The organism is Geodermatophilus sp. SYSU D00814 (assembly GCF_054050055.1).
In genome coordinates this window covers 98,946-118,647 of sequence record NZ_JBJGYP010000017.1, presented here as the reverse complement: position 1 = coordinate 118,647, position 19,702 = coordinate 98,946, and the positions used below count along the sequence as shown (strand labels likewise).

15 protein-coding genes are annotated in these 19,702 nt (G+C 75.8%); 8 read left to right on the top strand and 7 right to left on the bottom strand.

Going from position 1 to position 19,702, the window contains the following annotated elements:
• Positions 1–37 precede the first annotated feature (37 nt).
• A complete protein-coding gene (locus tag ACI780_RS15025) occupies positions 38–424 on the top strand; it encodes a VOC family protein (protein ID WP_456872443.1) in 387 nt (128 codons plus the stop codon).
• Between the two features lie 32 nt (positions 425–456).
• On the opposite strand, the gene ACI780_RS15020 is transcribed toward ACI780_RS15025, so the two are convergent.
• Positions 457–1,218 carry a maleylpyruvate isomerase family mycothiol-dependent enzyme gene (locus ACI780_RS15020; RefSeq protein ID WP_456872442.1) on the bottom strand — a complete coding sequence of 254 codons (762 nt, stop codon included), beginning with the start codon at positions 1,216–1,218 and terminating at the stop codon, positions 457–459.
• Between the two features lie 92 nt (positions 1,219–1,310).
• Here ACI780_RS15020 and ACI780_RS15015 point away from each other — a divergent pair, with 92 nt between their 5' ends.
• The 3 genes from ACI780_RS15015 to ACI780_RS15005 all read left to right on the top strand — a co-directional run bounded on the left by ACI780_RS15015 (position 1,311) and on the right by ACI780_RS15005 (position 5,026).
• A complete protein-coding gene (locus ACI780_RS15015; RefSeq protein WP_457003841.1) occupies positions 1,311–3,113 on the top strand; it encodes a glycerol-3-phosphate dehydrogenase/oxidase in 1,803 nt (600 codons plus the stop codon).
• Positions 3,114–3,143: 30 nt separating this feature from the next.
• Positions 3,144–4,658, top strand: coding sequence for a glycerol kinase GlpK (gene glpK, locus ACI780_RS15010; RefSeq protein WP_457003839.1), 1,515 nt, complete (start codon positions 3,144–3,146; stop codon positions 4,656–4,658).
• 137 nt (positions 4,659–4,795) lie between these two features.
• Positions 4,796–5,026 (top strand): hypothetical protein, encoded by a 231-nt coding sequence (locus ACI780_RS15005; RefSeq protein WP_456872544.1) that lies wholly within the window; start codon positions 4,796–4,798, stop codon positions 5,024–5,026.
• Between the two features lie 99 nt (positions 5,027–5,125).
• Here the strand turns inward: ACI780_RS15005 and ACI780_RS15000 are convergent, their stop codons facing one another.
• The gene (locus ACI780_RS15000) at positions 5,126–5,740 is read right to left on the bottom strand and encodes a hypothetical protein (RefSeq protein WP_456872545.1); all 615 of its coding nucleotides are present in this window, start codon (positions 5,738–5,740) and stop codon (positions 5,126–5,128) included.
• Between the two features lie 80 nt (positions 5,741–5,820).
• Here ACI780_RS15000 and ACI780_RS14995 point away from each other — a divergent pair, with 80 nt between their 5' ends.
• The 3 genes from ACI780_RS14995 to ACI780_RS14985 all read left to right on the top strand — a co-directional run bounded on the left by ACI780_RS14995 (position 5,821) and on the right by ACI780_RS14985 (position 8,836).
• Positions 5,821–6,438, top strand: coding sequence for a TetR/AcrR family transcriptional regulator (locus tag ACI780_RS14995; protein ID WP_457003837.1), 618 nt, complete (start codon positions 5,821–5,823; stop codon positions 6,436–6,438).
• Positions 6,439–6,529: 91 nt separating this feature from the next.
• Complete coding sequence (gene mshC, locus ACI780_RS14990) at positions 6,530–7,807, top strand: cysteine--1-D-myo-inosityl 2-amino-2-deoxy-alpha-D-glucopyranoside ligase (RefSeq protein WP_456872548.1); 1,278 nt, start codon at positions 6,530–6,532, stop codon at positions 7,805–7,807.
• Positions 7,808–8,836, top strand: a complete 1,029-nt coding sequence (locus tag ACI780_RS14985; RefSeq protein ID WP_456872549.1) for an HD domain-containing protein — start codon at positions 7,808–7,810, stop codon at positions 8,834–8,836.
• A gap of 7 nt (positions 8,837–8,843) precedes the next feature.
• Here ACI780_RS14985 and ACI780_RS14980 read toward each other — a convergent pair whose 3' ends face one another.
• The gene (locus ACI780_RS14980; protein WP_456872550.1) at positions 8,844–9,611 is read right to left on the bottom strand and encodes a potassium channel family protein; all 768 of its coding nucleotides are present in this window, start codon (positions 9,609–9,611) and stop codon (positions 8,844–8,846) included.
• A gap of 317 nt (positions 9,612–9,928) precedes the next feature.
• On the bottom strand, positions 9,929–10,792 hold the full coding sequence (locus tag ACI780_RS14975) for a PAC2 family protein (RefSeq protein ID WP_456872551.1): 864 nt from the start codon (positions 10,790–10,792) through the stop codon (positions 9,929–9,931).
• Positions 10,793–10,955: 163 nt separating this feature from the next.
• Between ACI780_RS14975 and metH the strand changes: the two genes are divergently transcribed.
• The gene (gene metH, locus ACI780_RS14970) at positions 10,956–14,708 is read left to right on the top strand and encodes a methionine synthase (RefSeq protein ID WP_457003833.1); all 3,753 of its coding nucleotides are present in this window, start codon (positions 10,956–10,958) and stop codon (positions 14,706–14,708) included.
• A gap of 22 nt (positions 14,709–14,730) precedes the next feature.
• Here metH and ACI780_RS14965 read toward each other — a convergent pair whose 3' ends face one another.
• From ACI780_RS14965 to ACI780_RS14955, 3 genes are all read right to left on the bottom strand, one after another.
• Positions 14,731–15,927: an acetate/propionate family kinase gene (locus ACI780_RS14965; RefSeq protein WP_456872553.1), complete on the bottom strand. Its 1,197-nt coding sequence runs from the start codon at positions 15,925–15,927 to the stop codon at positions 14,731–14,733.
• On the bottom strand, positions 15,924–17,981 hold the full coding sequence (gene pta / locus ACI780_RS14960; RefSeq protein ID WP_457003830.1) for a phosphate acetyltransferase: 2,058 nt from the start codon (positions 17,979–17,981) through the stop codon (positions 15,924–15,926). The genes ACI780_RS14965 and pta overlap by 4 nt, the downstream gene beginning before the upstream one ends.
• A gap of 189 nt (positions 17,982–18,170) precedes the next feature.
• Complete coding sequence (locus tag ACI780_RS14955; RefSeq protein ID WP_457003828.1) at positions 18,171–19,652, bottom strand: AAA-type ATPase lid domain-containing protein; 1,482 nt, start codon at positions 19,650–19,652, stop codon at positions 18,171–18,173.
• Positions 19,653–19,702: the final 50 nt, after the last annotated feature.

The window sequence follows — 19,702 nt, the reverse complement described above, 5'->3', positions numbered from 1 at the left end:
ACGGCGCGCCTGCACGCGCTCTGCCAGCCTGACCGGCATGCCGCACCGCAGCCGCCTCGCCGTCCTGCTGCTCGACCTGCCGCCGGAGGTGCACCCCGCCGGGCTCGACTTCTGGTCGGCGGCCACCGGCAACCCCGTTGAACCCGACATGGCCGACCCCGCCTGGAACTCCCTGGGGTTCCTCGGCGGTGCGGTGTCCCTGGAGGTCCAGCGCACCGGGGAGGGGACGCCGCCGCGCTGGCACGTCGACGTCGAGACCGACGACATCCCCGCCGAGGTCGCGCGGCTGGAGGCCCTCGGCGCCCGGCGGAAGGCCGACATGGGCTCGTTCTGGCAGATGACCGACCCGGCCGGGCTGGTGTTCTGCGTGGTCGGCGTCCAGACCGGCGAGGCCTTCGAGCGCCACGCCCGCACCTGGCCCTGAGCGCGGACCCCGAGCACCGGCCCCGAGCGGGCTCACTCCGACCGCACGGCGCCGATCATCGCCGCCGCCTGCAGGCCGTCGCCGTCGACGGTGAGCACCTCCAGCGGCAGCCGCCGCCAGCAGGTGAGCAGCAGGTCGCCGGCGGTGCCGCGCAGCGTGGCCACCGGGTGCGGGCGCGACCCGGGGAACAGCGTCCGCTCCACCCCGGCGTCGATGGCGTGCAGCACCACCGGGTGCGCGCCCGGTGGCGGCCCGTCGGGCAGCGCGCCGGGGACGATGACCTCCAGCCACTCGTCGAGGCCGTCGAGCCCGAGCCGGGCCGGGATGGGCCGGACGTCGCCGAGGACCTGCTCGACGTCGGCGGTGTGCACCACCGCCTCGTGGCACTGCCGGCGCAGCACCCAGCCGACGTCGTGCGGCGGCGCCCACGTCCACACCGGGTCGGCGGGGTCGGCGGCGGCCAGCGCCGTCTCCAGCTCCGCCGCCTGCGCGACCGACCAGCCGAGCAGCTCGTCGTCGGGGTGGCGCGGCGGCTCGGGGTAGCCCTCCGGGGAGGTCGCGCGGGTGCGCACCACCCAGGCCCAGAAGTGCTGGACCTCGCCGAGGTGGCGCACCAGGTCGGTGAGCGTCCAGTCCGGGCAGCCGGGGACCGGCGCCCGCCAGCCGGCGGCCAGCACGGCCTCGGCGGCGGCGTCGGCGAAGCGGGCGTCGGTGCGGCTCAGCGCCGGCAGGTACTCCGCGGTGTCCATCGCGTGGGTGTCCGCCGCGTGGGTGTGCATCCGGTCGCTGTGCATCGCCGTCCTCCCTCGTGCCCGCGCGGCGACGCTAACGCCGTCGGCGGCCCACCGGGCACCCCGCCGGCCTCGCCGGTGGGGGAGACTCGCGGGTGTGCGCGGTCCCGGGCCCGCGCACCGCCATGGTCCCCACCCAGGAGTGCTGCCCGGTGTCCACCGCCCTCTCGCCCGAGGTCCGCACGCGCGCCCTCGCCCGCATGTCCGCCGACGTGCTCGACGTCCTGGTGATCGGCGGCGGGGTCACCGGCGCCGGCGCCGCCCTCGACGCGGCCAGCCGTGGCCTCACCGTGGGCCTGGTCGAGCAGCGCGACTGGGCCTCGGGCACCTCCAGCCGCGCGAGCAAGCTCGTCCACGGCGGGCTGCGCTACCTGGAGATGCTCGACTTCGCGCTCGTCCGCGAGGCGCTGCACGAGCGCGGCCTGCTCGTCGGCCGGCTCGCCCCGCACCTGGTGCACCCCGTGCCGTTCCTCTACCCGCTGCGCCACCGGGTGTGGGAGCGGGCCTACACCGGCGCCGGCATCGCGCTCTACGACGTCCTCGGCGGGCTGCTCGGCCGCGCGGGCGGACAGGGCGTGCCGCTGCACCGGCACCTGTCGAGGAAGGCGCTGCGCCGGGCGGCGCCGTCGCTGCGGGAGGACGCCGCCGTCGGCGCCATCCGCTACTGGGACGCCAAGGTCGACGACGCCCGCCTCGTGCAGGTGCTGGTCCGCACCGCCGTCGGCCACGGCGCGCTGGCCGCCAGCCGCACCCAGGTCGTCGGCTACCTGGAGGAGGGCGGCCGGGTCGCCGGCGTGCGCGCCGTCGACCTGGAGACCGGCCGCGAGCTGACCGTCCGGGCGCGCCACGTCGTCGGCGCCACCGGGGTGTGGACCGACCAGACCCAGGAGCTCTTCCGGGCCCAGGGCCTCACCGTGCGGGCGTCGAAGGGCGTGCACATCGCCGTCCCGCGCGAGGTCATCGCCGGCGAGGACGGGATCATCCTGCGCACCGAGAAGAGCGTGCTGTTCATCATCCCGTGGCCCACTCACTGGGTGATCGGCACCACCGACACCCCCTGGGACCTGGCCAAGGACCACCCCGTCGCCTCCGCCGCCGACGTCGACTACCTCCTCGAGCGGGCCAACGAGGTGCTCGAGCGGCCGCTGTCGCGCGACGACGTCGTCGGGGTCTACACCGGGCTGCGGCCCCTGCTGCAGCCGGTCGGTGAGGAGGGTGCGGCGACGACGAGGGTGTCCCGCGAGCACACCGTGGCCACCGTGCGGCCGGGGCTGACCGTCATCGCCGGCGGCAAGTACACGACCTACCGGGTCATGGCCCGCGACGTCGTCGACATGGCGCTGGCCGATCGCGCCCCCGGGGAGGACCCCGACGCGCCGGTCCCGGCCTCGCTGACCGAGGAGCTGCCGCTGGCCGGCGCCGACGGCTACCGGGTGCGCTGGAACCGCAAGGCGCACCTCGCCCGCGCCCACGGCTGGACCGAGACCCGCGTGGAGCACCTGCTCGACCGCTACGGCAGCCTCGTCGACGAGCTGCTCGCCCTGGTCGACGCCGACCCCGACCTCGGCCGGCCCCTGGAGGGCGCGCCGGACTACGTGCGCGCCGAGGTCGTCTACGCCGTCACCGCCGAGGGCGCGCTGCACCTGGAGGACGTGCTCACCCGCCGCACCCGGCTGTCCTACGAGCAGGCCGACCGCGGGACGGCGTCGGCCCGCCCCGCCGCGGAGCTCATGGCCCGGCTGCTGGGCTGGGACGACGAGCAGCGCGAGCGCGAGATCGCCACCTACCTGGCGCGGGTCGAGGCCGAGCGGGCCGCCGAGGCGATGCCCGACGACAGCTCCGCCGAGCGCGCCCGCCTGCAGGCCCCCGAGATCCGGCCGTTCGCCGAGTCCGCCTGAACCCGTCCGATCCCAGCCTGGAGGTCAGCGTTGACCCGGTACGTCGCCGCCATCGACCAGGGGACGACGAGCACCCGCTGCATCGTCTTCGACCACGCGGGGTCGGTCGTCGCCTCGGCGCAGGAGGAGCACCGGCAGGTGTTCCCGCGCGCCGGGTGGGTGGAGCACGACCCGGTGGAGATCTGGGGCAACACCCGCGACGTCGTCGGGCTGGCGCTGGCCCGCGCCGACGCCGTCGCCGGTGACCTGGCCGCCGTCGGGCTGACCAACCAGCGCGAGACCGCCGTCGTCTGGGACCGCACCACCGGCGAGCCGGTGTACAACGCGATCGTCTGGCAGGACACCCGCACCGACGCTATCTGCCGGCAGCTCGGTGAGCTCGGCGGCGGCGCGGAGCGGTACCGGGAGCGCACCGGCCTGCCGCTGGCCACCTACTTCGCCGGGCCGAAGGTGACCTGGATCCTCGACAACGTCGAGGGCGCCCGGGAGCGCGCCGAGGCCGGCGAGCTGCTGATGGGCACGATCGACAGCTGGCTGCTGTGGAACGCCACCGGCGGGCCCGACGGCGGCCTGCACCTCACCGACGTCACCAACGCCTCGCGCACGCTGCTCATGGACCTGGCCACGCTGCAGTGGGACGAGTCGATCGCCGCGGAGCTGCGGATCCCGCTGTCGATGCTGCCCGAGATCCGCTCCAACTCCGAGGTCTACGGGGAGGGGCGCAAGGGCGGCGCGCTGGCCGGGGTCCCGATCGCCGGGTCTCTCGGTGACCAGCAGGCGGCCACCTTCGGGCAGGTCTGCTTCACGCCCGGGATGGCGAAGAACACCTACGGCACCGGCAACTTCCTGCTGCTCAACACCGGGGAGACGGCGGTCCGCTCCGACAACGGCCTGCTCACCACGGTGTGCTACCGGCTGGGGGAGGAGAAGCCGGTGTACGCCCTCGAGGGCTCGATCGCGGTCACCGGCTCGCTGGTGCAGTGGCTGCGCGACAACCTGCGGCTCATCGGCGGCGCCGGTGAGATCGAGGCGGTCGCCCGCTCGGTGGAGGACAACGGCGGCGCCTACTTCGTGCCCGCCTTCTCCGGGCTGTTCGCCCCGCACTGGCGCTCCGACGCCCGGGGTGCGCTGGTCGGGCTGACCCGCTACGTCGACCGCGGGCACGTCGCGCGGGCGGTGCTGGAGTCCACCGCCTACCAGACCCGCGAGGTGGTCGAGGCGATGGACGCCGACAGCGGGGTGGCGCTGCGCGAGCTGCGGGTCGACGGCGGGATGGTGGTCAACGAGCTGCTCATGCAGTTCCAGGCCGACGTCCTCGGTGTCGACGTCGTCCGGCCCCGGATCGCCGAGACCACCGCGCTGGGCGCCGCCTACGCCGCGGGGCTGGCGGTCGGGTTCTGGGCCGACCGCGACGAGCTGGCCGCGCAGTGGGCCGAGGACCGCCGCTGGACCCCGCAGATGCCCGTCGAGCAGCGCGAGCGCTACTACCGCAAGTGGCAGAAGGCGGTCTCCCGCACGCTCGACTGGGTCGACGAGGACGACTGACGTCGCCTGCGATCCGTCCTCTGTCGTTCCGTTACAAACCGCCATGGCGCGCCGGGGGAGGGTTGCACCCGGGCACCCGGCCCCGTTGTCTGCTCGCACCGGGCGCCGGGGGCGGTGCCGCGAGGGGGGAGAACGGGATGCCGATCTGGACGGTGCAGACCGCCGAGGGCGAGGACGAGCGGATCGAGGCCGGGCTGCTGGCGACCGAGGGTGGCGCCCTCGTCGCGCTGTCGGAGGACGGGCTGCTGACCCGCGCCTGGGCACCCGGTCAGTGGCGGGCGGCGCGGCAGGTCGGTGACGGCGATCCCCACCCGGCGGGCCCGCCGTTCGAGCAGGACGAGGTGCTGATCGGGCTGCCCCGCCGCTGACGACCGGCGCCGCGCGGCCGCGATCCGTGCGCGTGGCGTCGTCGCGGCGCCGCCCGGCCCGCGCCGTGCGCACACAGCGCAGGCCGGCACGACGGGTGCTCAGCCGCCGGGCGGCCGGTAGGGCTCCTCGCGGACGGCGTGCGCGGCCACGAGCTTCAGGGCCAGGACCGGGCCGAACCAGGCCAGCCCGGCGGGCGCCGTGACCAGCGGCGCCGCGACGACCGCGACCGTTCCGACCGCCGCGGCCAGGGGCCGCCGCAGGTACAGGGGCACGCCGACGACCGCGGCGGTGCCGGCGAGGCAGAGCACGTACCAGGCGGCCGCCCAGACCGCGGTGGCGTCGGGGAGGAGCGCGGCCAGGACGAACGGGTGCACGTGCACCGCCGCGAACCCGACGGGGCTGCGGAGGACGCGCTGCGGCAGGGGCAGCCCCGGCGGGACCGGGGAGTGGTAGAGGCGCTTGGCCGACCCGAGGGCGTTGGCCACGACACCCCCGGCGACGTCCACGGTGAGCACGACGACGAGCGCCCACTGCCACCACGACCAGGGGACGTCCTGGACGGCGGCCACGGCGAGCACCGCCCCGGTGGCCACGACACCCGCCGCTGCGACCAGCCGGCGCTCGGCGGGCACCGCGCCGCTGCCCAGCAGCCAGTCCGGGGGCCCGTCCGGTAGCGACCAGTCGATGCCCGCGCCGTGAGAGCTCTTGGTCATGCGGCCAACTTGGTCGTGTGACCAAGTCGCTGTCAAGGTGGAGGCGGAGGACGGCGCTGCCGCGGCCCTACGGTGGGCGGGTGCCGGACGAGATCGAGCGCGGGACCGGGCCGGCCGGGCCGGGGCGCGGCGCGCGGCGACGGGACCAGCTCGTCGCTGCCGGACTGGAGCTGCTCGCCGAACGGGGGTGGTCGGGGCTGACCGCGCGGGCCGTCGCCGAGCGCGCCGGCACGCACCAGGGGCTCGTCCACTACCACTTCGGCGGGCTCCCCGCGCTGAAGCGCGCGGTCGCCGAGACTGCCGTGCGCGAGGCCTTCGAGCCCGCCGTGGCCGTCCTCACGGCCGAGAGCTCGTGGCCGGCGGGGGTGGCGGCGGTCCTGCGCGCCACCGCCCGGCTGGAGGAGCCGCGGACGGCGCGGATCGCCGCCGAGCTCGTCGTCGCCTCCCTGCAGGACCCCGACGTCGGGGAGCTCGTGCGCGCCGCGCTCGCCGACGCCCGCGCCCGGCTCGTGCCCTGGCTGGCGGCGACGGGCGAGGCCGAGCCGCAGGGGCTGGCGACCCTGCTCCTGGCGGCCCTCGACGGGCTGGTGCTCCACCGGCTCCTCGATCCGGCGCTCGCCCTCGACGCGGTCGCCGGGGCCGCGGAGGCCCTGGCCGCAGCGGCCTCCCCGTCGCCCGGTCCCGGGACCCGGCCCTGACCCGGCGTGCGGCTGTGCCGGAGGCGGTCGTGGTCCCCAGGTCGGGGCGCTCCGGCGGGGTGGGGCCGGACACGCAACTAGGCTCGGCGTCGTGCTCGCCTGGCCCGCCCCGCTGCTCCCCACCCTCCCGGGCCACGGCCCGGTGCTGCGCCTGTACGACACCGCGCGCGGTGAGGTGGTGCCCACCGAGCCCGGCTCGGTGGCGCGGATGTACGTCTGCGGTATCACCCCCTACGACGCCACCCACCTCGGGCACGCGGCCACCTACCTGACCTTCGACCTGGTCAACCGGGTGTGGCGCGACGGCGGGCACGCCGTGCACTACGTGCAGAACGTCACCGACATCGACGACCCCCTCCTCGAGCGCGCCGAGCGCGACGGCGAGGACTGGGTCGTCCTGGGCATGCGCGAGACGGCGCTGTTCCGCGAGGACATGACAGCGCTGCGGGTGCTGCCGCCCGAGGACTACGTCGGCGCGGTGGCCGCCATCCCGCGGATCGTCGCGCACGTGGAGACCCTGCTCGACGAGGGCCTGGCCTACGTGCTCGACGACGGCACCGGCGACGTCTACCACGACGTCTCCCAGGCGCCCGACTTCGGCGCGGAGTCCGGCTACGACGAGGCCACGATGCTGGCGCTGTCGGCCGAGCGAGGCGGCGACCCCGACCGGCCCGGCAAGCGCAACCGGCTCGACCCGCTGCTGTGGCGCGGCCGCCGCGAGGGCGAGCCCTCCTGGCCCGGCCCGCGCGGCATCGCCGGCCGGCCCGGCTGGCACATCGAGTGCGCCACGATCGCGCTGGACACCATCGGCACGGGCTTCGACGTGCAGGGCGGCGGCAGCGACCTGGTCTTCCCGCACCACGAGTACTCCGCCGTCCACGCCGAGGCGCTCACCGCCGCCGAGACGGGGGAGAAGCAGCCCTTCGCCCGCGCCTACGTGCACGCGGCGATGATCGGCCTCGACGGCGAGAAGATGAGCAAGAGCCGCGGCAACCTCGTCTTCGTCTCCAAGCTGCGCGGCGAGGGCGTCGACCCGATGGCGATCCGGCTGGCGCTGCTGTCGGGCCACTACCGCACCGACCGTGCCTGGACGCCGGACCTGCTGTCGGCCGCACAGGAGCGGCTGGCCACCTGGCGCCGCGCGGCGGCGCTGCCCGCCGGCGCCCCGGCCGCGCCGGTCCTCGCCGGGCTGCGCGAGCGACTCGCCGACGACCTCGACAGCCCCGGCGCGATCGCCGTCGTCGACGCGTGGGCGGCGGCCACCCTGGCCGGCGACGGCGAGACCGAGGAGGGCGCGCCGGCGATGGTCGCCGACGCCGTCGACGCGCTGCTCGGCGTCGGACTCGACCCGGCGCTGCAGGAGGGCTGAGTGGGCGGCGGGTTCCGGCGCACCGACCGCGCGGCCCGCGAGGCGGCGGAGTCCGCGCTGGCCCCGGCCGCGGCCCGCTCGGCGGCCACCCGCGGCCGCGCCGTCGACGAGCCCGAGGACCCGCTGCGCACCGCCTTCGAGCGCGACCGCGACCGGATCCTGCACGCCAAGGCCTTCCGCCGGCTCAAGCACAAGACGCAGGTCTTCCTCAACCCCGACGGCGACCACTTCGTCACCCGGCTCACCCACACCCTGCAGGTCACCCAGGTGGCCCGCGCCATCGCCCGCGCGCTGGGCCTCAACGAGACCCTCGCCGAGGCGATCGCGCTCGCCCACGACGTCGGCCACTCGCCCTTCGGGCACATCGGCGAGGACGCCTTCGACCCCTACGTGCCCGGCGGCTGGCACCACGCCGCGCAGGGCGTGCGGATCGTGGAGGTGCTCGAGCACCTCAACCTCACGGAGGAGGTGCGCGACGGCATCCGCGCGCACAGCTGGAAGATCAGCCCCCCGCCGGCCACCCGCGAGGGCGAGTGCGTCCGCTACGCCGACCGGATCGCCTACCTGTCCCACGACGCGCTCGACGCCGTCCGCGCCGGCGTGCTGCAGCCCGGCGACCTCCCGGCCGTGGCCCGGGCGGCCTTCGGCGAGCCCGGCAGCGCGATGGTCGGGACGATGGTCGACGCCGTCGTCGAGGGGTCCCTGGCCGACGGCGGCCGCGTGGTCATGGCGCCCGGGCCGCTGGCGGCCATGCACGAGCTGCGGGCGTTCATGTTCGAGCACGTCTACGTCTCCGAGACCGCCGCGGGGCAGAAGCAGCTGGCCATCGACGTCATCCGCCGGCTGGTCGACCACCACCTGGCCCACCCCGAGCTGATCCCGCCCACCTACCGCGACACCGCGGCCGACCTCGTCACCCAGGTGGTCGACCACGTGTCCGGGATGACCGACCGCTTCGCCCTGGCCACCCACGACCGGCTCTTCGGCGACGACGCCGCCGCCCGGATGACCCCGCTGCTGCGCCGCTGAACGCCGCTCAGACGACCGGGCCGTCCTCGTCGGCCCGGGTCTCGGGCTGCCGGCCGCGCCACCGCTCGCCGAGCAGGCCGACGAGCAGGGCCACGAAGGTGACCAGGAAGACCTGGCCGACGAGCGCCTCGGTGACGGCCAGCAGCCGGCCCGGCGGCGTGACCGCGGCGAGGTCGCCGTAGCCCACGGTGGTGAGCGTCGACAGGCTGAAGTACATGAACGTCGTCGTCGGCTCGGGGCGGCCGAAGAAGTCGTCGCTCCCGTCCTGGACGCCGAGGAAGGCGAAGAAGAACGCCAGCGCGAGGAGCAGGTAGGCCGCGACGGCGCCCTGCACGGTCTGCAGCGTCACCTCGTCGTGCTGCAGCAGGCGGCGGATCACCACGACCGGGGCCAGCGCCGACAGCACGATCCACAGCAGCGGCGCGGTCCCGGAGCCGGCCACCGCCGCCTCGTCGGTGGCCCCGGGCAGCCGGGCGACGATCCCGACGACGGTGACCAGCACGCTCAGCCCGACCAGCACGGTGACCACCCGCAGCCAGTGTCGGGCCACGCCCGACGTCCGCAGGGCCAGCAGCAGCGTCGCGCCGACGAACACCGTGACCACGACCTGCGCCGCCGACTCCGCCGGCCCCGAGCGCCCGGGGGTGACCCCGGCCAGCGACAGGGTGACCAGCGCGACGACGGTGAGGGCGAGCAGGGCGCCGAAGCGGTCCAGCGACGGGGACAGGTCGTCGAAGGGCCGCAGCCGGTGCCGCAGCCGGTGCCGGATCGACACGCCACCTCCACGCGGGGCCGGGACCGCCGCCGGGACGCGGCGCCGGCGACACGGTAGTGCCGGCCTGGATCGCCGGCGTTCCCCGCGCCGTGCGGGTGCTGCAGCACCGGCACGGCACGAGGAACGCCCGCACTCCCGCCGTCTCGACCGTTATCCCCAACTGATCCGGCGACCGAGGAGCCGGACGCGCGGGGGAGGGTGGCGCCGGGGAAGACGGCACCGAGGGGACCGCCATACGCCGAGATCCCGTGATCTCGGCCGCCGGGACGGGCCGGGCGGGTCGAGATCACGGGATCTCGCGGGGCGAGGAGCGGGGATCAGCCCGGCGAGGAGCCCCGCCGGCGCAGGTAGCGCTCGAACTCGCGGGCGATCTGGTCGCCGTCGGCCTGGGACAGGTCGGTCTCGGTGGCGCGCTCCTCCAGCGAGCGCACGTACTCGACGACCTCGGCGTCCTCCTGGGCCATCTCGTCGACGGTCTTGACCCAGTCGTCGGCCTGCGCGGGCAGCCCGCCGAGCGGCACCGGCAGCTCGAGCACCTCCTCGACCCGCTGCAGCAGCGCGACGGTGGCCCGCGGCGAGGGCGGCTGGGAGACGTAGTGCGGAACGGCGGCCCAGAAGCTCACCGCCGGCAGCCCGGCCTGCACGCAGGCGTCCTGGAACACGCCGAGGATGCCGGTGGGGCCCTCGTAGCGGGAGGTCTCCAGCCCGTAGGCGCGGGCGGACTCCTGGTCGTAGGCGGAGCCGCTGACCGGGGTGGGGCGGGTGTGCGGGGTGTCGGCGAGCAGCGCACCGAGGGCGACGACGGTCTGCACGTCGAGCTCCTGGCACAGCTCGATCAGCTCGGCGCAGAAGCCGCGCCAGCGCATGTTGGGCTCGATGCCCCGGATGAGGACGACGTCGCGGTCGCTGCCGGGCGGGCGGGCGACCGAGACCCGCGTCGTCGGCCACTCGATGCGCCGGCTGACGCCCTCGACGAGCGACACGGTGGGGCGGTTGACCTGGAAGTCGTAGTAGTCCTCGGGGTCGAGCGCCGCGAGGGGAGTGGCGTCCCAGATGAGCTCGAGGTGCTCGAGCGCCCCGGTGGCGGCGTCCCCGGCGTCGTTCCAGCCCTCGAAGGCGACCACCGCCACCGGCTGGTTCAGCTGGGGCAGGTCCTCGGGAGCGGACTTCGGGTCGGTCACCCCTGCGAGCCTACGTCGGTCGCGCCGCCCCGCCCGCGTGGCGCGGGTGGGAGGATGACACGGGCCCGCCGGACCGCCTCCGACGGCGCAGGGGAACACGCGCGGGCCAGCGGCTGCTGCCCCGTGCAGCAGGACGTGCCGCCGACCGACCCCGAGGACGCCCGTGACCGACGCCCCGCAGCTCCGCCCCGACGCCACCGCGGAGCTCACCGCCCTGCTCGAGCAGCGCATCCTGGTGCTCGACGGCGCGATGGGGACGGCGATCCAGCGCGAGCGGCCCAGCGAGGCCCGCTACCGCGGCGAGCGGTTCGCCGACTGGCCGACCGACCTGCAGGGCAACAACGACCTGCTGGTGCTCACCCAGCCGGAGTTCGTCGCGGGCATCCACCGCGAGTACCTCGAGGCCGGCGCCGACGTCGTCGAGACCAACACCTTCAACGCCACCGCCATCTCGCTGGCCGACTACGGCATGGGCTCCCTCGCCCGGGAGATCAACGAGGCCGCCGCCCGGCTGGCCCGCCGCGAGGCCGACGCCATGACCGCCCGCACGCCGGGGCGGCCGCGCTACGTCGCCGGCGCCATGGGGCCGACGTCGAAGACGGCGTCCATCTCGCCCGACGTCAACGACCCCGGCGCCCGCAACGTCACCTTCGACGAGCTGGTCGCCGCCTACCGGGAGCAGGCCGACGGCCTGGTCGACGGCGGCGCCGACCTGCTGCTGGTCGAGACGGTCTTCGACACGCTCAACGCCAAGGCGGCGATCGTCGCCCTGGAGACGCTGTTCGACGAGCGCGGCCGCCGCTGGCCGGTGATCGTCTCCGGCACGATCACCGACGCGTCGGGCCGCACCCTGTCGGGGCAGACCACCGAGGCGTTCTGGCACTCCGTGCGGCACGTGCGGCCGCTGGCCGTCGGGCTCAACTGCGCGCTGGGCGCGGAGGAGCTGCGGCCCTACGTCGCCGAGCTGTCGCGGGTCGCCGACACCTTCGTCTCCTGCTATCCCAACGCCGGCCTGCCCAACGCCTTCGGCGAGTACGACGAGGCGCCGGAGGAGACCGCCGGCGTGCTGGGGGGCTTCGCCGAGGAGGGGTTCGTCAACGTCGTCGGCGGCTGCTGCGGCACCACGCCGGCGCACGTGGCCGCCATCGCCGCGGCCGTCGACGGGCTCCCGCCGCGCCGGCCGCCGTCGGTCCGCCCGGCGCTGCGGCTCTCGGGACTGGAGCCGCTGACCGTCGACGAGGACTCGCTGTTCGTCAACGTCGGCGAGCGCACCAACATCACCGGCTCGGCGCGCTTCCGCCGCCTGATCCGCGACGGGGACTACCCGACCGCGCTGGCCGTGGCCCGCCAGCAGGTCGAGGCCGGCGCGCAGGTCATCGACGTCAACATGGACGAGGGGATGATCGACGGCGTCGAGGCGATGACCCGCTTCACCCGCCTCGTCGCCGCCGAGCCCGACATCTGCCGCGTGCCGGTGATGGTCGACTCCTCCAAGTGGGAGGTCATCGAGGCGGGCCTCAAGCAGCTGCAGGGCAAGTCGATCGTCAACTCGATCTCGCTGAAGAACGGCGAGGAGGAGTTCGTCCGGCAGGCCGAGCTGTGCCGCCGGTACGGCGCCGCCGTCGTCGTCATGGCCTTCGACGAGGACGGGCAGGCCGACACCCTCGAGCGCCGGCAGGCCATCTGCCGGCGCGCCTACGACGTGCTGGTGCACCGGGTGGGCCTGCCGCCGGAGGACGTGGTCTTCGACCCCAACGTCTTCGCCGTCGCCACCGGCATCGAGGAGCACACCCGCTACGGCCTGGACTTCATCGAGGCCACCCGCTGGATCAAGGAGAACCTGCCGCACGCGCTGGTCTCCGGCGGCGTGTCGAACGTGTCGTTCTCCTTCCGCGGCAACAACCGCGTGCGCGAGGCCATCCACGCGGTGTTCCTCTTCCACGCGATCGCCGCCGGCATGGACATGGGCATCGTCAACGCCGGCGCGCTGGAGGTGTACGAGGAGGTCCCCGCGCCGCTGCGGGAGCGGATCGAGGACGTCGTCCTCGCCCGCCGGCCCGACGCCACCGAGCGGCTGCTGGAGATCGCCGGCGAGTACGCCGCCACCGGGGCCGCGGAGGAGGCGGCGACCGAGGAGTGGCGGTCGCTGCCGGTGGCCGAGCGGATCACCCACGCGCTGGTCAAGGGCGTCGACGAGTTCGTCGAGGCCGACACCGAGGAGCTGCGCGCCGAGATCGCCGCGCGCGGCGGTCGGCCGATCGAGGTCATCGAGGGCCCGCTGATGAGCGGGATGAACGTCGTCGGCGACCTGTTCGGCGCCGGCAAGATGTTCCTGCCGCAGGTGGTCAAGTCCGCGCGGGTGATGAAGAAGGCCGTCGCCTACCTCGTGCCCTTCATCGAGGCGGAGAAGCAGCCCGGCGACGTCGAGCGCACCAACGGCCGCGTGGTCATGGCCACCGTCAAGGGCGACGTCCACGACATCGGCAAGAACATCGTCGGCGTCGTCCTGCAGTGCAACAACTACGACGTCGTCGACCTCGGCGTCATGGTGCCGGCGCAGAAGGTCCTCGACACCGCCAAGGAGGTCGGCGCCGACGTCATCGGGCTGTCCGGGCTGATCACCCCGTCGCTGGACGAGATGGTCGGCCTGGCCGCCGAGATGGAGCGGCAGGGCTTCGAGGTGCCGCTGCTGATCGGCGGGGCGACGACGTCGCGCGCGCACACCGCGGTCAAGGTGGCGCCGCGCTACCACGGCCCGGTGATCTGGGTGAAGGACGCCTCGCGGTCGGTGCCCGTCGTCGCGGCGCTGCTGTCCGACGAGCAGCGACCGGGGCTGCTGGCCGCCACCGACACCGAGTACGCGGCGCTGCGCGAGCGGCACGCCGCCCGCACCGACACCCGCACGCTGCTGTCCCTCGACGCCGCCCGCGCCGCCGCGCCGGCCATCGACTGGTCGTCGTACGAGCCGCCGCGACCCCGCGCGGGGACCGGCGTGCAGGTGCTGCGCGAGTACCCGCTGGAGGAGCTGCGCGGGTACATCGACTGGCAGCCGTTCTTCACCGCCTGGGAGATGCGCGGCCGCTTCCCGGACCTGCTGCACAACCCGGCCACCGGCGAGGCGGCGCGGCGGCTGTTCGACGACGCGCAGGCGATGCTCGACCGGATCGTCGCGGAGCGCTGGCTGACCGCCTCCGGCGTGTTCGGGCTGTTCCCGGCGGCGCGGGTCGACGGCGAGGGCGGGCCCGGTGAGGACATCGAGGTCTACACCGACGGGTCGCGCACGCAGGTGCGGGCCGTGCTGCACCAGCTGCGGCAGCAGACCGAGGGCCGCGACGGCGCCCCCCGCAAGTCACTCGCCGACTTCGTCGCGCCGCGGGGGACCGGCCTGGCCGACCACGTCGGCGCCTTCGCCGTCACCGCGGGGATCGGCTCGGCCGAGCGGGTGGCCGCGTTCAAGGCCGCCCACGACGACTACTCGGCGATCCTGCTCGAGGCGCTGGCCGACCGGCTGGCCGAGGCCTTCGCCGAGCGGCTGCACGAGCGGGTGCGCCGGGAGTTCTGGGGCTACGCGGCCGACGAGCGGCTGGACAACGACGCGCTGATCGCCGAGCGCTACCGCGGCATCCGCCCGGCGCCGGGCTACCCGGCCTGCCCCGAGCACACCGAGAAGCAGACGATCTGGGAGCTGCTCGACGTCGAGGCCGCGATCGGCGTGACGTTGACCGAGTCGATGGCGATGTGGCCGGGCGCGGCGGTCAGCGGGCTGTACCTCGCCCACCCGCAGGCGCGCTACTTCAACCTCGGCCGGCTCGGCCGCGACCAGGTGGAGGACTACGCCCGCCGCAAGGGCTGGACCCTCGCCGAGGCCGAGCGCTGGCTGGCACCGAACCTGGGCTACCGCACCGACGAGGACTGAGGAAGGCTCACGCTGCGGCAGGTCACCCGGCCAACAGGTCGACGGCCTGGCGGGCCATCTCGAGCTCCTCGTCGGTGGGCACCACCAGGACGGCGACCGGGCTGTCCTCGGCCGACACCCGCCGGGCACCCGGCTCGCGCGCGCCGTTGCGCTCCTCGTCGAGGCGGATGCCCAGCTGCTCCAGCCCGGCCAGCGACCGCGCCCGCACGACCGGGTCGTTCTCCCCGATGCCGCCGGTGAAGACGATCGCGTCGGTGCGGCCGAGCACGGCCAGGTAGGCGCCCACGTACTTGCGCAGCCGGTGGCAGAACACCTCGAGGGCCAGCGCGGCGTCGTCGTCGCCGTCGGCGATCCGCCGGTGCACCTCGCGCAGGTCGTTGGAGCCGGCCAGCGCGAGCATGCCGCTGGAGGAGTTCAGCGCCCGGTCGACCTCCTCCGGCCCGAGCCCCGCGACCCGGTGCAGGTGCGCGACCACGGCGGGGTCGACGTCGCCCGAGCGCGTGCCCATGACCAGCCCCTCCAGCGGGGTCATGCCCATCGAGGTGTCCACGCTGCGGCCCCCGGCGACGGCGGTCGCGCTCGCGCCGTTGCCCAGGTGCAGCACCACGCTGTTCACCTCCGCCACCGGCCGCCCGAGGAACGCGGCGGCGGCGCGGGAGACGAAGGCGTGCGACGTGCCGTGGAAGCCGTAGCGGCGCACGCCGTGGTCGCGCGCCCACTGCGGGGGCACCGCGTAGGTGTAGGCCGACGGCGGGAGGGTGGCGTGGAAGGCGGTGTCGAACACCGCCACGTGCGGCAGGCCCGGGAAGGTCCGCCGGGCCACCTCGATGCCCACGGCGTTGACCGGGTTGTGCAGCGGGGCCAGCGTGGCCAGCTCCCGGATCGCGCGCAGCACGGCGTCGTCGACGAGCACCGGCGCGGAGAACCGGTCGCCGCCGTGCACCACCCGGTGGGCGACGGCGACCAGCCCGGCGTCGGCCAGCGCCGGGCCGCGGCGCTCGAAGGCGGCCAGCGCGGCCGCCAGCGCCTCCGCGTGGTCGGGCAGCGGCTGCTCGACCACGTCGGGGGGCCGCCCGGCCCGGGTGTGGGTGAGTCGGCCGGAGGGCTGCCCCACCCGCTCGGCCAGCCCCCAGGCCAGCGCCTCGCCGGCGGCGACGTCGACCAGCCGGTACTTCAGCGACGACGAGCCGCAGTTGACGACGAGCACCCGCCCGGTCACGACTGCGCCTGGACGGCGGTGATCGCCACGGTGTTGACGATGTCCTGCACGGTCGCGCCGCGGGAGAGGTCGTTGACCGGCGCGCGCAGGCCCTGCAGCACCGGCCCGACCGCCACCGCGCCGGCGCTGCGCTGCACCGCCTTGTAGGTGTTGTTGCCGGTGTTGAGGTCGGGGAAGACGAACACCGTGGCCCGCCCGGCCACCTCGCTGCCGGGCAGCTTGGTGCGCGCCACCCCGGCGTCGACGGCGGCGTCGTACTGGATCGGCCCCTCCACCGACAGCCCGGGCGCCCGCTCGCGCACCAGCTCGGTCGCCGTGCGCACCCGGTCGACGTCCTCCCCGCTGCCCGACCGGCCGGTGGAGTAGGACAGCATCGCCACCCGCGGCTCGACGCCGAAGCGGGCCGCGGTCTGCGCGGAGGTGACCGCGATCTCGGCCAGCTGCTCGGCGGTGGGGTGCACGTTGACCGCGCAGTCGCCGTAGACGAGCACCCGGTCGGCCAGGCACATGAAGAACACGCTGGAGACGATCGAGACGCCGTCGACGGTCTTGATCAGCTCCAGCGCCGGGCGGATGGTCTGCGCGGTGGTGTGGGTGGCGCCGGACACCATCCCGTCGGCCCGGCCGAGGGCCACCATCAGCGTGCCGGCGTAGGAGACGTCGACGACGAGGTCGCGGGCGGCGTCCATGGTCACGCCGCGGTGCGCGCGCCGCCGCGCGTACTCCACCGCCAGCTCCTCGCGCAGGCCCGGCTCGCAGGGGTCGAGCAGCCGCGCGCCGTCGACGTCGGCACCGGCGCGGGCGGCCGCGGCGCGCACCTCGGCGGGGTCGCCGAGCAGGGTGAGGTCGACGACGCCGCGGCGCAGCAGCCGCTCGGCGGCCCGCAGCACCCGCTCGTCGGTGCCCTCGGGCAGCACGACGTGCCGGCGGTCGGCGCGCGCCCGGTCGAGCAGCTCGTGCTCGAACATCAGCGGCGTGGTCACCCGCGGCCGGGCCACCGCGGTGCGGTCGAGCAGCTCCTCGGCGTCGAGGTGCTCCTCGACGAGCGCGACCGCCACGTCGATCTTGCGCTGCGCGCCGGGGTGGATCCGGCCGGGCGCGGACCCGGCGAGGGTGGCGGTGACGTAGGTGTCCTCGTCGGTGAGCACGACCGGCACGGCCGCCGGGAGGTGCCCGAGCAGCCGCAGCAGCGGGGCGGCCGGCTCGATGCCGCCGGTGAGCACCAGGCCGGCCGGGGCGGGCAACCCGCCGGAGAGGTGGGCGGCGACCACGCCGAGGACGACGTCGGCGCGGTCGCCGGGGGTGATGACCACGACGTCGTCGACCAGCCGCTCGAGCAGGTTGGGGATGGTCATGGCCGCCACCAGGACGCCGGAGGTCTCCCGGCCGAGCGTGGCGTCGTCGCCGGCCAGCGGCCGGGCGCGGCAGGCGCGGGCCACCTCGGCCATCGTCGGCGCGGTGAGCACCGGGACCTCCGGCAGCACGTACACCGGCACCTCGAGGCCGGCGACCCGCTCCCGCACCGCGGGCAGCTGCCGCGGCGGCACCCGGTTGGCGACGACGGCGACCACCTCGGTGCCGGCGTCGGCCATCGCGTCGACGCCCACCCCGACGGCGACGGCGACGTCGTTGGGCGCGCGGTCGCGGCCGGAGACGACGCACAGCACCGGCAGCCCGAGGTTGGCCGCGATGCGGGCGTTGAGCGCGAGCTCCCGGGCGGCGCCGGCCTCGCTGAAGTCCGAGCCGACGACGAGCACCCGGTCGCAGCGCGCGGCCAGCGCCCGGTAGCGGGCGACGATCTCCGACAGGGCGCGGTCCTCGTCGGCGAGCACGTCGGCGTAGGTGACCCCGGTGCAGGCGTCGGCGGGCAGGTCGGTGGAGGCGCGGGGGAGGAGCAGGTCGACGACCCCGTCGGTGCCCTCCCGCGCGGACACCACCGGCCGGAACACCCCGAGCCGGCCGACCCGCCGGGCCAGCAGCTCGAAGACCCCCAGCGCCACCGCGGACTTGCCGGTGGCCGGCTCGCAGCCGGTGACGTAGAGCCCGTCCGACACCGCCCCACCTCCTGCCCGCGACCCTAGGGCGGTCCGGCGGCCCGGGCAGGGCGGCGGCCCGGGCGTGGCCCCTGGACGCCGAGATCCCGTGATCTCGACCGCCGGGACGGGCCGGGCGGGTCGAGATCACGGGATCTCGGCGGAGCGGGGGCGGGGACCAGCCCGGCGAGGAGCCCCGCCTGCGCAGGCTCAGCCCGAGCGGGGCGGAACGGCGATCTTGTACTGGGCGATCTTGCGGTAGAGGGTGGCCCGGCCGATGCCGAGCTCCTCGGCGACGCGGGTCATCGTGGTTCCGGGCTCGGTCAGGCACCGCACGATCTCGTCGCGCTCGAGCCGCTCCAGCCGCGACAGCGGGCGGCCGCCGCCGTCGAGCACCTCCGGCGCCAGGTGGTGCACGTCGACGACGTCGGCGCGGCTGACCGCCTCGCGCACCACCCGCCGCAGCTGCGCGACGTTGCCCGGCCAGCCGTAGCCGGCCAGCGCGCGGGCGGCGCGCGGGGTGAAGGACACGCTGCGGTGGCGCTCGTGGCGCGCCGTCCAGCCGGCCAGCGGCAGCACGTCGTCGGGCCGGGCGCGCAGCGGCGGGACCTCCACGACGGCGTCGGCGAGGCGGGCCAGCGGGTCGGGCAGCGCGGCGTAGTCCGGGGCGGTGAGCACGAACGGCTGCGGCCGGCCGGGACGGCGCACCGCCGCGAGCACCTGGGCGAGCTCCCCGGCCGCCCACGCCGGGAGGGTGTGCAGCCCGGAGACGATCACGCAGGTGTCGGCGTCGCGCAGTTCGGGGGTCCACAGGTCCAGCCACGGCGCGACGTCCCCGGCCTCCGGGGCGCGGGCGTGCAGCAGCCGCTGCCGGCCGGGCAGCCGCCGCCGGGCGAGGACGGCCAGCGTCGCCTTGCCCGCACCCGGCTCGCCGACGACGACGGCCGCCCGCCCCGCGGCGACGGCGGCGCCCGCGGCGTCGACCGCCGACCGCCACGCCGCCGATCCGCAGGGGTCGCCGTCGTCGGGCGCCAGTGACCCGCCCACCACCCGGTACACCTCCCCGCGCGGCGCCGGCCGCAGCACGGGCCGCCCGCCGGTGCGCACCGCCATCAGGGCACTGGTCGCGCTGGCCGCCGTCTGGGCCAGGCCCAGCAGCAGCTCGGAGGAGGAGTCCGACCAGGTGGTGAGGTTGATGCTCCCGGCCAGCTCGCCGGTGGCGGGCTCGAGCACGGGGGCCGCGGCGCAGGTGTAGCCGCGCAGCTCGGCACACCAGTGGTCCCCGGCGCGCACCAGCGTCGGCGTCCGGTCGGCCAGTGACAGCCCGAGGCCGTTGGTGCCGGCGTGCCGCTCGCTGTAGGAGAACCCCGGCGCCAGGTGCACCCGGTCCAGCGCGCGGTGGATCGAGGCGTCGTCGCCGAGCCGGGCCAGCACGAACCCGGCGGGGTCGGCCACCATCAGGCTCACCGGCTCGTTGGCAATCGTCGCCTGCAGGTCGGAGAGCACCCGGTGCGCGCACTCGTAGAGCAGCGAGCCGGTGTCCGGCGACCCGGTGAACACCGGCACGACCTCGTCGAGCGGGACGCCGTAGCCCTGGCTGCGCCGCCAGGACGCGCGCACCCGCGGCGCGGCGCCCCGGGCGGCCAGCGCGGGGTCGGGGAGCGGTCCCGGCGCGGGCACCGGCTCGTCCACGGGGCCTCCTGGCCGGCTGTCGGGGACTGCGACGTGTGGCCTGTGTCACG